The organism is Pontibacter sp. BAB1700, assembly GCF_000277005.1.
Classification (GTDB): domain Bacteria; phylum Bacteroidota; class Bacteroidia; order Cytophagales; family Hymenobacteraceae; genus Pontibacter; species Pontibacter lucknowensis.
This window is the reverse complement of record NZ_AKIS01000024.1, coordinates 1-11,825: the sequence shown is the minus strand read 5'-3', so window position 1 is coordinate 11,825 and position 11,825 is coordinate 1. Positions and strand designations below refer to the sequence as shown.

Sequence of the window (11,825 nt, the reverse complement as noted above, 5' to 3'; positions counted from 1 at the left end):
GCTTCGAGCTAAGGSSTATCTCAGCCTCTCCGGCTATAACAGTGAGCGGCGTGCGGAGCGAATGTGAGATGTTGCTGACATAGGCCTGCTGTGCTTTAAAAGCCGTTTCTATCCGCTGCAGCATATCATTCAGCGTATCCTGCAGTTCACTGATTTCGTCCAGACTATGTTCTTTCTCAAGCCTGTCGTTCAGGTTGAATGCATTGATACTGTTCACCTTCTTTATGATCTTGACCATGGGGCCAAACAGTCTTTTAGAGAAGAACACGGTGGTGAGCGTCATCACAAACACAGCCGCCAGAAAGGCAATGGCCAGCGTTGTTTTCAGGCGTTTACGGTAAGCATCACCCTCCACATCCCGTGCCGAAGACACCACCAGTATGTCCTCTTCTCCGGTTACATTTTCTCTAAACAGTCCGACATAATGCACTCCGTTTTCATAATGCCGGGCTCTTCCGTTACGGATAGTCTCCCAGTAAAATGACTCGTCGAGTGGCAGTGAGGCTGGAAAATGAATTTGTTCGCTTCCTTTGTTGATACGCAGGATGTATTCCTCTTCATCTGCCAAATGCTGCAGCATACTGTTCTTAACGGCATAGTAATCTTCCGCTTTCTCTTGCTGCAGCACGGCGCTTGCCACAACAGTGGAGCTGTTCTCCAGACTCAGGAAGAAGTTATGCTGCCTGTAGCCAGACGACATGGAGTACATCACCAGGTTTATACCTAGTAATATCAAAGCCATCAGGCCGGTAAATAAAACGATCAGCGAATACTGTAATCTCATGCTACTGCGTCCTCATCACATAGCCTATGCCTACCACCGTGTGGATCAGGCGCGGGCTAAAGTCTTTGTCTATCTTCTTGCGGAGGTAGTTGATGTACACATCCACCACATTGGTGCCCATATCGAAGTCAGCGCCCCATACATGCTCCAGAATGTCCAGCCGTGGGAGCACCTTGCGTTTGTTCTTGATCAGGTACTCCAGCAGTTTGAACTCCCGCACAGTAAGCGCAATGACCTTGTTGTTGCGGGTCACCTCCATTGTGTCGAGGTTAACGCTTAAGTCCGCTATGGTCATCACATTCTGCTGCACCATACTTCTGCCCGATCTTCTCACGAGGCTCTGCATGCGTGCCCGAAGTTCAGCCAGGTTGAAAGGCTTCACCATGTAGTCATCAGCCAGATTGTTAAAGCCAGCCACTATATCCTGTGTAGAACCCAAGGCAGATAAAATGAGAATTGGCGTATCGGGGTCTGCATCCCGGATGCTTTTGCAAACCTCTAGTCCGCTCATGCCAGGCACCATTACATCGAGTATGATCAGGTCATACTGGTTCAGCCCGGCCATCTTTACAGCCGTAAAGCCATCCATCGCCACCGCAAATTCAATTCCCTCACCTTCAAGCCCTCGTTTGACAAGAGAGACTACTTTAGGCTCGTCTTCTAAGAACAATACTTTCATAAATCAAAAACCGGTTAATACAATTTCCCATTACGCAGAACACAGATCAGCTCTAATCAAAGCATCCTAAGCCTATATTAGTCAGACGAGACTTCTATTATATCGTTTAGGTCAAAATCATGGGAGATGGTCATATATTCGTATTATGAACAGCAGCACCAAAATAACAGGTTCGAACGAACATTTGGGGATTTGCTCCATAAAAGTCCATGCCAGAAGGTTCATGGACCTACAAGCCGTGTTTCTATACCTGCGCTTTAGTAACAAGCGATTCTATCCGTTGCAGCCCCGGTTTACATTGATCTTGAGCAATAACAGAGATAAAATGGCATAGTGCCTATTGGTATAGAAAGACACCCAACAAGGCTGTAGATGCCCTATACATAAAAAACAAAAAAAACCCCGCCGGTTTATCACCAGCGGGGCTTTTCTGCTTAGGATTGTGGAGATGCAGGGATTCGAACCCTGGTCCAGACAAGGAAATCGACGGGCTTTCTACATGCTTAGACTTATTCGGATTGTCGGGAGCTTGCAAGTATAAGTCAAACTTATGCGCACTCCTTAGATGCTTTATTTCGCCTGTGCACCGCACCTTTACACAGACTAGTAAATCGGATCGAAGCCTCGTATGTGCAAGCAGATTCACGAAACCTGCACGAGACTATGGCTAGTGCTTAATACCTAGATTAAGCAGCCATGGCGTAGTTATATTCGCCAGTTATTGTTCGAACGGATTTTTAACAGGTGGTACGTTCATCACCCGACATGCTTACACGCAATCTGCACAAGCTGTCAATTCCAGTCATCCCCATAAATTAAAGAACGTCGTATTCCTACGCATTATACTTCAAGAAGTATGCCACAAATATAAGCAATTTGCGGCATATTTCTATCTGTTTTCTGTGTATAGAACACAATTAACTGGTTCTAGGTTTCATGCTTGCGTAGCCTTTTACTTTACGGTCAGCATTTCCTGCTTTGTCATTTTAGGCGCTTCGTACAGGTCAATCAGGGAGTGCGTGTACTTAAGGTATTCCATCGGGTACTTTATCTGAAACACCTTCGGGATGTTAGCGCCGGCAGGCACCAGCATCAGAGAAGACTTTCCGTCGATCTTTTCGCGCTGCAGGGCTATACCTTCGCGGTTGTCGAACTTCACGTCGAAGTAGTACAGGTATGGGTATACCCAGCTCACGTATTTGCTCTTGGAAGTACCCGATAGGCTTCTAATCTCCAGCGCTTCGTAGTTAGTGGCAATTGCCTGCTGGAATTCCACTGCGTTGAGTGGCACGTTGTTGAGCACTGGCATTACGTCGAACTGGCCGTCGAGCATTACCCATTTGTTCAGGTCCGGCAAGAACACCTCCAGTACCACGTGACCAGCTCCGTATTCTATGGTTTCAACCTCCTTCATTTTCAGACCCATGGTGCGGGCAGGCAGGTCAATTGCATTCAGAGCAGCTGTCGTTACGATGCCGTATTCCACGCAGCGGAAGTTCTTGCCCTCTTTCACCTCGGCCAGAATGGTCAGGGCATCAGGGCTGCTTGGCTCGTTCATGCCATCGTGCTTCCACTGGCGGTGTACCCAATTCACAATACGCAGCGCCTTTTCAGTATCGTTTTTAGCACCGGCTACTAGCGCATCCAGCTGGTACTGCTTGCGCAGCGTTTGCAAAAACTCGTTATTCTGATTCTGCTCGTACAGGAAGGTATAGCCCGACACTTCCTGCGCCTTGTTGAATTTCAGAGCTTCGTGGCCGTAACCTTTAAACTTAGTCAGGGCATAGTCTTCCTCGTTGAGCTGCACATAGAACCGGTACGACTTACCCGGCTTCACCTGGAAAGAAATAGAGTCCAGGTCGGTACGGAACATCACATACGTTTTCTTGTTGTGCACCGGCACCAACATTACATCAGGCGAAAGCTCTGGCATAATGCTCCAGGTACCTTTTGTCCACTCCTTACCGATCTTATAGTCGGCTTTGGCAGCGTTGGCTTTGATTACAGGCAGGCCTTTGTACTTCTGCTGCGCTAAGGCAGGCATGGCCAACACGAACAACACGAACAGGATTGATGATAACTTTTTCATAATTTTATTTTGCGCTTAATACTGTGTTATAGATGATTTTTTATTTCGCTTTTATGTGATCTTTATCTTTCTCTTACCTGCGGGCTTGGTCTCAACGCTATACCTGCTGGCCTGCTGAAAGAGTATAAGAAAGATCGGTGCCAAAAAACACAAAATGCTATAAATCAATAAATTAACTATAAATAAAATACATACCTGTTCGCTTTCGATACACCTGCATCTGACACATCTGTGCGTTTCTGAGACAATCTTTTACCTACCGGTTCGTCGCACAATTTCTGCTGCCAACAATAGCTACCAAATAAAAAAACCCTGCAAGCTGGTTGCTTGCAGGGTCTGTTTCTGACCTGATCAATCGCTCAGTCCAAAATGCTGTGCTGTTTTATCGTTTTGCCTGTAGCTCTTTGCTCCAGTCTAACATCTCTGTATACAGTTCGTCTATGCTTATCTGTGGATTATCCTTGTAGAGTGAGATCAGCTTCTGGTTAAAATCACCGAACCGGGCAAAGCCTCTACTTTGCTCCATCTGGCGTTCCATCAAAGGTATAAACGTAGCAACATCCTCGGCAGAGAACTTGTCCAGGCAGTAGAGCGAATAGATACCCCAGGTCATGTACTCGTTGAACACGTTGTAAGGCGAGCTGTAGGCGCTGGTACCATTCATTTCCACAACCCACTTTCCTCTGTCTGAAAAAATCTCGTTAATCTGTTTAATGTACTTGTCTGATGTCGGATTCACGAAATTGTGATCGATTTCTGTGAATACCACACGCGTTTCCAGCATCTCATTTACCTGTGTGTTATATTGAGAATCGGACTCGGCTCTGCATACGAACATTACTGTTTGGCTAAAGCCATTATCTTCGAAACTTTGGGTAGCATGCGCACCACCCACCAGGGGAGAAAACGTAACACGGTAGTTTCCATACTTAAATCTAAACTTACTCTCCAGCCAGGCCTGCATCTGGTCTATCGGATTCAGGGAGCGGTAAGTCTTTATCAACTCGTTATAATATGGCTGGTGCCGCTTGTAGAATTTTCGAAAATCAGACTTTTGGGCAAAGTCCTCAATCAATGCAAGATTGGCTTTGATGGGGTCGTCCTGATTATCAAAACCCATTTTCTGAATGATGCCTCGTTTTTAATGTTGCCTTTTTTATCGAACACGTAGGCGCAGGCATTCATTTTCATGGCATAGTAGTACCAGTAGCTGTCATTGTCGAACACCTCCGTTATGTGCTTGTTTACCACATCCATAACAGGGTGATTCTTGTACGGTGAGAAATGCGCCATCACCTCTCTATAGTAGGGTGTGGTCATATCCACCATGTTCGAGTCCTGCTGCCCTATGGTGGATATGGCCACCAGAATGTTTGCCAGTTCGTGCACTTCTGGCACCTCTACAGCAAATTTGCCTTGATGCTCACGAATGTACTTCTCCGTAAAGTTTACGTTCTTAGGCACATCCACTATTCCGGCAATGGCTTTATCATGCCCTGCCTGCCATATATAGCCAGCAGATAGGACGCAGGCTAATGCTACTCCCAAAGTATATTTCAGGATCTTCTTCTTCATAGTTTAGCTAAAAGTAGGTTTGGTTTATTTTGATGCCAGCTTCTGCCCTTTTAAGTGCTTAAGCGCACGCTCCAGTACCGGATCTTTCTTCTGGATGTAGTCCTGCAGTGTCCTTTTTACTTCAATGTCAGGCTTTATGCCATAACCCACAAACTCGCGGCCGTCGGGGTAGGTGTCCTTCTTCGTACAGATCCTGGCTCCACCTCCTCCAGGCAGATCAAACATAAAAGGCTGGCCTGTGCTCCCAAAGGAGTTCTCGCCAATTTTGGTCATGTGCTTCTGGTTGTCGGCGTAGATCAGGAAATCTTCGGCGGCAGAAGCTGTGTTGTGCCCGATGAGTATGGCGGTAGGCACAATTACCTTATCGTTCTGTTTTACTTTATTCTGGGCCGGACTGTAGTCAAACTCATGCATCAGCCTGTCCTGGAAAGCGTTCAACGATTTAGCGGCCCAAGCATTATTGACGGTATCTTTTGGTGATGTAAATACGCCCCAAGCTTTAAAACTAGCCAGGTGCTGCCGTGTGGAGTTTTTAGAGCCATACAGCAGCGTATCGGGGCTTAGGTAATCAAGTATTTCACGGCCTATGGTGGTAGAACCGCCGCCGTTGGAGCGCAGGTCTACTATCAGGGCTTTCGCTTTGCGCAGCTCCGGAAGCTTCTCCAGGAACAGCTCATTTATCTTCGGATCATGAAAGCCATTCAGGGCCAGGTAAGCAGTCTGGTCGGGGTACCACTTCAAGGTCAGCAGCTCTCGCTTTTCAACGGAAGGGAATACTTCCTTTTCGGCAGTTTTGTCATGCGTCAGTGTCAATGCCTTCACCTTACCTTTTGGGGTTCTGTAGGTGATGTCATACTTTTCCCCTTTCAGACCTTTCAGCATATTACTAACGGCCCAATCCATCAGCACATAATCCGTAGAAGAGGAAATATAAGGCAACACGTACTGCTTCAGATAGTCCGCTGTCGGCTGTCCGTTCACCTCAATTATCTCACTGCCCACCGGCACCTCATCTTTTATGCTAAGGTTGGTCCTTGTGACAATGGCTTTGTTATCGATGTTGCTCAGGAAAATCCTGTACTTGCCAAACATGTCGTTGTACAGCAGGGTATCGATGCTTTTCGGGAAATAGATGTTGGTGTGACCGTCGTTGAGCAGGGCACAGAACTTCTGCAGCTCGCGGTAGTACTCGTAATCGTTTTTGGTGTGCTGCACGATGTTGATCGCCTCACGGTAGGCATTGTCCCACTTGGTCCGGTCCACCTTATCTAGGTATACGAAATTATAATTTGCTTCCTGCCAGAACTTCGACAGCCCGTATACCTTATCAGTAGCAGACAGCGTGTTAGGAATCTGGGCTTTCGTGACAAAGCCTGTCAGCAACATCAGCAATAATAGAAACTTTTTCATAGGGTTATTTTATACTTTTGGCTTGATTTTACATGAATGACTTACTCCGTCCGCAGCGAACCGATCGGGTCGGCCATGGCTGTTTTGATGGCGTGAAAACTGAGTGTAAACATGGCGATGATGATGGTGGCAGCAAAGGCTGATGCAAAGATCCACCAGCTAAGCTCAGTGCGGTGGGCATAATCGCTGAGCCAGGAGTTCATCATGTACCAGCTCAAAGGCAGCGCAATGACATTGGCAATGAGCACCAGCTTCAGGAAGTCTTTGCTGAGCATGAATACGATACCCGACACTGACGCACCCAGTACCTTGCGCACACCGATCTCCTTCTTGCGCTGCTCCGCTGTAAACAACGCCAGCCCAAACAGACCGAGGCAGGAAATCACGATGGCTATACCTGCAAAATAATTGGTCAGCTTTGCGATGATGACCTCACTCTTGTATATGCGTTCAAAAACATCATCCAGGAAGTGATACTCAAAAGGGAAAGCCGGATTATACTTTTGCAACACTCCTTCAATGTCGGCAAGCGCACTTGATGTGTTTCCGGGCTCTACTCTGGCATACAGGTAGCTAACGTTATCCGGATCAAGCTTGATGATAAGAGGAGCAGCACCAACCTGCATTCTCCTGGATTGGAAATTCTCGATCACGCCAATAATGCGTCCTTCAACGCCCCACAACTTAAGCCACTGGCCCACTGGCTCACTCATCTGCATCAGCCGTACTGCCTCTTCGTTTATGACATAGTTAGCAGTGTCTGCGCCAAAGTCTTTTGAGAAGGTCCTTCCTTCTTTCAACCTCATACCCATGGCCTCAATTAATCCGTAGTCTACGTGCATGAAGTCTATCAGCACATCTGCTCCGGACTCCTTCCCCTTCCACTCCACATCGCCTGTGTTAGACCCCATCCACAGTGGGTTCTGGTCTGATGCCGCTACTGCCGAAACACCATTTATTTTCAGCATGTCTTGTTTTATAACTTCGAGGCGGTCTCGTATTTGTCCTTCTATAGGTATGAGCACCACGTTTTCACGCTGCAGACCGATGTCTTTGGTGCGAATGAAATGCAGTTGCAGGTATACAACCAGCGTACACACGATCAGCAATGCCGACAGCATGAACTGGAACACCACCAGTCCTTTGCGGAAGAGGGTAACACGATCGTTGAGCTTCACCGTGCCTTTGAGCACCACCACCGGATCGAAGGAGGACAGGAAGAAGGCCGGATAGCTGCCCGACACAATGCCGGTGAACAAAGCAACTCCTACGAGCAGCAGGATAAGTTCTGGGTCGGTCAGATCAAAAACTACAGCCTTTCCTGTGAGCTCATTAAAAGCCGGAACCAGCATGCCTGTCAGGTTGGCGGCAATAAATAGCGCCAGAAATGCGATCAGCACAGATTCTATCATAAACTGCCGCACCAGTGAGCCTTTGCTGGCGCCGATGGCTTTACGAACGCCTACCTCTTTAGCCCGCTTGGCGGATCGTGCTGTTGCCAGGTTCATAAAATTGATGCAGGCAATCAACAGCAGGAAAACAGCCACTACCGAGAAGAGCCTGACATACATGATCACCCCGCTCTCTGTTTTCCCTTTCCGGAAGTCGGAGTACAGACGAATATCTTTTAAAGGCTGCACAAACAAGTCTGTATCACGGGTGCCTTTATCGCCCTGTTTCAGGAAGAGCTTGATCTTGTCGTTGAAAGCTTCGACATCTACCCCCGGCTGTAGCTGCACATAGGTCCGTATGGAGTAGTTGCCCCATTCATTGATCCAACTATGTTGCGCTTCGTAATCCACAAAAGGCATGATATAGTCAAACTGAAGGGAAGAGTTTTTCGGCACTGTGTGCATCACGCCCGATACGGTATAGCTTTCGATATCATTCAGCTTCACCATGTTGCCTACCACCTCGGTAGTTCCGAATAATTTTCGGGCCAGGCTATCGCTGATGACTACTGACTTGGGTTGCATGAGTACTTGTGCTGCGTCACCGTGCAGCAGCGGGAAAGAGAATACCTGAAAGAAGGTGGAGTCTGCATAGTAGCCTTTTCCCTTTATTGCCTTCTCTTCATAGCTGAAGAGGTTTTCCTGATCCCAGGTCACGCGAATGGCATGCTGCACCTCCGGTAGTCCCTGCTGCATGGCCGGCCCCAACCTGCCCGGTCCGGACTCAGTCGTCAGGTCATCGGAGCCAGGGTAATGCTGCCTTCCCATCACCCGGTATAACTGATCCACATTGGCATGAAAACGGTCAAAACTTAACTCATCCTTCACCCACAGCAGGATCAGGATGCTACAGGTCATACCCAGGGCAAGTCCAGAGACGTTGATCAGGGAGAAACCTTTGTGCCGCAGCAGGTTGCGGTAAGCCATTTTAAGGTAGTTCGTCAGCATACTATTCGTCATCAAATCATCAAACTCTTTTCTCAGGATACCAATCAGCATAGGAGTGAGCAGTTAGTATGCAAAAGGGCAAGAAATAAAAATGCCACAATCAAAAACCACTGATTTAAAGACACTTACTAAAAGACCATCCTATCAATGTGTCCGCTTCCGATACACATACTGACGATACACCTGTGCGCTTTCGCAACATATGGTGCAGGGCGCAAAAAACTGACTTTACCTAAGGTAAAATTGCGAAATACTAATTATCTTCGAATTAAAATTTAACTTTTGCATATGGCTGCAGTTAAAAACGGACGGGTATTGGTAGTCGACGATGAGACAGATGTGCTCTTCGCCATAAAAATGTTGCTGAAAGCGGAGGTAAAGGAGGTCGTAACGGAGAAAAACCCGGAGAACCTGATGAAGCTGCTGGACAAGGAGCGTTTCGATGTCATCTTCCTGGACATGAACTTCAAGAGCGCGCTGCACACCGGCAACGAAGGCATCTACTGGCTCAGCCGAATACGTGAGAAAGACCCTAACGCCACCGTGATCCTGATCACAGCTTATGGTGATGTAGAACTGGCCGTGCGCTCACTCAAAGAAGGCGCTTACGATTTTATAGTGAAGCCCTGGCACAACGACAAGCTGCTCGAGACCCTGCACCATGCCCTGGAGTCCAAGCAGCTGAAACAGAAAGGCCAGGCTGCGAAGCTCAAAACTGACAATGCTATACCTATACTTGGTGAGTCTGACGCCATACGGGAGGTGCTGTATAAGATCGACAAGATAGCGCCTACAGAAGCCAATGTATTGATACTGGGTGAAAACGGCACTGGCAAAGAGCTGGTGGCTCGAGCATTGCACCAGAAGTCTTTCCGGGCCGACAAGCCATTTGTAAGTGTAGATGTCGGTGCTCTAACCGATTCACTGTTCGAGAGTGAGTTGTTCGGCTATAAAAAAGGGGCTTTTACGGATGCCAAGGAAGACCGCATCGGTCGCTTTGAGGCTGCCAATGGTGGCACGCTGTTTCTGGATGAGATCGGTAACATTTCACTGCCCATGCAGGCTAAGCTGCTCACCGTGCTGCAAAACCGACAGGTAACACCGCTGGGTTCTAATCAGCCTATACCTGTTGATATCCGACTGATCACGGCGACCAATGCGCCCATCTACCAGTTGGCAGCCCAGAACCAGTTCCGCAAAGATTTGATCTACCGTATCAACACGGTGGAGATTTTGCTGCCTCCTTTGCGCGAACGCGGTGCCGACGTGGAGTTACTGGCACAGCACTTTGCCGCTTACTACGCCCCTAAAAATCATAAGGCTATACCTGCGTTCGACCCTGCTACGCTCAAGAAGCTGCGACAGCACGCCTGGCCGGGTAACATCCGTGAGCTACAGCATGCTGTGGAGCGGGCCATCATCATGGCTGAAGGCAATGTGCTACAGCCACAGGACTTCAGCTTCTCGGCCATGGAGTTTGATGCACCTCAGACTACACCTGCCGGTGCACTGGTGTTTGACCAGCAGATGCCGCTCAGCGAGATTGAACGGGAGACGATCCGCCGTGTGATTGAGAAGAACAAAGGCAACATTTCCAAATCAGCCAAAGAACTGGGGCTTACCCGTACCGCCCTGTACCGCCGCCTGAACAAGCATGAAATTTAAGCGCCTCGAGTTTGGCCTGCTGATCCGGTTCATCCTGCTGCTGGGCATGATGCTGTTGACTTCGCTATACCTGGTGAAATTCACCTGGCTGCAGGTTGGGTCTGGCATCCTGGTCATGCTGGCGCAGGTATGGGAGTTGGCCAACTACGTCACCCGAAGCAATTACGAGATGGCTAAGTTCCTGCAGGCAGTCAGGCAGCGGGACTTTACGCAGCAGTTCAACGAAAACCCATCCAATCACTCACTACGGCCACTCCACCAGGCTTTCAACCAGATCAGCCATACCTTTAAGCAGCTGCAGATCGAGAAGGAGGCGCAGTTCCACTACATGCAGACCATCCTGCAGCTAATTGACACCGGCATCATGGCCTATGACGAGGAGGGGCAGGTAGAATGGGTGAACGATGCTTTTAAGAAGATACTAGGTATACCGCATCTCAAAAGTCTCGACAACCTGGAGCGTCGCTACCCACAGCTGCTGGAGGCAATCCTGGAGCTGCAGCCCGGAGAGAACAAACTGCTGAAGCAAAAGCTACCCCAGGGCACCACCCAGCTGCTCCTCTCCGCTACCGCTTTCAGCATGCAAAACCATCACCTCACGTTGGTTGCCATCAAGAACGTGAGTTCTGCCGTAGATGAAACTGAAACGGAAGCCTGGCAAAAACTGCTGCGTGTAATGACCCACGAGATCATGAACTCCGTGGCACCCATCGCCTCCCTGGCCGACTCGCTGGGCAAGCACCTGCAGGCGGAGCGTGAGGAGCAGGAAGCACAGGGACAGCTCTTGCCGAACCACGAGCTGCTGCAGGACACCGAGGAGGGCATCGCCATCATCAGGAAGCGAAGCGAGGGCCTGCTGCGCTTTGCGCATTTCTACCGTAACCTCAACAAGTCGCAGCAGATCCTGCTGACCACTGTTTATGTGAAGGAATTGCTCAACAGCATCAATGCCCTTATGCGTCCCCGACTGGAGGAACAAGGTATAGCCCTCAGCTGCCAGGTGTCGTCGCCGGACCTGACCCTGAACGGCGACGTAAACCTGCTGGAGCAGGTGCTGATCAACCTCATCCTGAATGCGGCACGTGCTGTAAAAGAGGTTCCGGAACCACAGGTATGGCTAACTGCCGGTGAGTTGGAAAACGGCAAGGTATACATCCAGGTACGGGACAATGGAACAGGTATACCCGAAGAACTGATGGAAAGTATTTTCATCCCGATCTTCAC

General features: G+C 48.8%; 9 protein-coding genes and 1 other RNA gene. 2 read left to right on the top strand and 8 right to left on the bottom strand.

Annotated features, from left to right (window positions below; translation table 11 throughout):
* The 8 genes from O71_RS03620 to O71_RS03595 form a co-directional block, all read right to left on the bottom strand.
* Nucleotides 1-784, bottom strand: a 784-nt coding sequence (locus O71_RS03620) for a HAMP domain-containing protein (protein WP_040573561.1), incomplete at its 3' end; no start/stop codon positions are given.
* A 1-nt stretch (nucleotide 785) separates the two neighbouring features.
* A complete protein-coding gene (locus O71_RS03615) occupies nucleotides 786-1,463 on the bottom strand; it encodes a response regulator transcription factor (RefSeq protein ID WP_007653308.1) in 678 nt (225 codons plus the stop codon).
* Between the two features lie 440 nt (nucleotides 1,464-1,903).
* Nucleotides 1,904-2,273, bottom strand: a transfer-messenger RNA (tmRNA) gene (gene ssrA / locus O71_RS22470).
* Between the two features lie 142 nt (nucleotides 2,274-2,415).
* Entirely contained in the window at nucleotides 2,416-3,552 is a 1,137-nt protein-coding gene (locus O71_RS03610; RefSeq protein WP_007653307.1) for a transglutaminase-like domain-containing protein, read from the bottom strand.
* A 382-nt stretch (nucleotides 3,553-3,934) separates the two neighbouring features.
* Nucleotides 3,935-4,672, bottom strand: a complete 738-nt coding sequence (locus tag O71_RS21385; protein WP_081490430.1) for a DUF4932 domain-containing protein — start codon at nucleotides 4,670-4,672, stop codon at nucleotides 3,935-3,937.
* Nucleotides 4,624-5,127: a hypothetical protein gene (locus tag O71_RS21380; protein ID WP_051017694.1), complete on the bottom strand. Its 504-nt coding sequence runs from the start codon at nucleotides 5,125-5,127 to the stop codon at nucleotides 4,624-4,626. The genes O71_RS21385 and O71_RS21380 overlap by 49 nt, the downstream gene beginning before the upstream one ends.
* 24 nt (nucleotides 5,128-5,151) lie before the next feature.
* Nucleotides 5,152-6,537, bottom strand: a complete 1,386-nt coding sequence (locus O71_RS03600; RefSeq protein WP_007653306.1) for a S41 family peptidase — start codon at nucleotides 6,535-6,537, stop codon at nucleotides 5,152-5,154.
* A gap of 41 nt (nucleotides 6,538-6,578) precedes the next feature.
* On the bottom strand, nucleotides 6,579-8,987 hold the full coding sequence (locus O71_RS03595) for an ABC transporter permease (RefSeq protein WP_007653305.1): 2,409 nt from the start codon (nucleotides 8,985-8,987) through the stop codon (nucleotides 6,579-6,581).
* A 237-nt stretch (nucleotides 8,988-9,224) separates the two neighbouring features.
* Here O71_RS03595 and O71_RS03590 point away from each other — a divergent pair, with 237 nt between their 5' ends.
* Together O71_RS03590 and O71_RS03585 are read left to right on the top strand one after the other, a co-directional pair.
* Entirely contained in the window at nucleotides 9,225-10,601 is a 1,377-nt protein-coding gene (locus O71_RS03590; RefSeq protein WP_007653303.1) for a sigma-54 dependent transcriptional regulator, read from the top strand.
* On the top strand, nucleotides 10,591-11,825 hold a 1,235-nt coding region (locus tag O71_RS03585), incomplete at its 3' end, for a PAS domain-containing sensor histidine kinase (RefSeq protein ID WP_007653301.1). The genes O71_RS03590 and O71_RS03585, both read left to right, overlap by 11 nt.

Bases quoted from the DNA above. Each gene is read 5' to 3' on its own strand.
- O71_RS03615 (WP_007653308.1), bottom strand. From the start codon at position 1,463: ATGAAAGTATTGTTCTTAGAAGACGAGCCTAAAGTAGTCTCTCTTGTC.
- O71_RS03610 (WP_007653307.1), bottom strand. From the start codon at position 3,552: ATGAAAAAGTTATCATCAATCCTGTTCGTGTTGTTCGTGTTGGCCATG.
- O71_RS21385 (WP_081490430.1), bottom strand. From the start codon at position 4,672: ATGGGTTTTGATAATCAGGACGACCCCATCAAAGCCAATCTTGCATTG.
- O71_RS21380 (WP_051017694.1), bottom strand. From the start codon at position 5,127: ATGAAGAAGAAGATCCTGAAATATACTTTGGGAGTAGCATTAGCCTGC.
- O71_RS03600 (WP_007653306.1), bottom strand. From the start codon at position 6,537: ATGAAAAAGTTTCTATTATTGCTGATGTTGCTGACAGGCTTTGTCACG.
- O71_RS03595 (WP_007653305.1), bottom strand. From the start codon at position 8,987: ATGCTGATTGGTATCCTGAGAAAAGAGTTTGATGATTTGATGACGAAT.
- O71_RS03590 (WP_007653303.1), top strand. From the start codon at position 9,225: ATGGCTGCAGTTAAAAACGGACGGGTATTGGTAGTCGACGATGAGACA.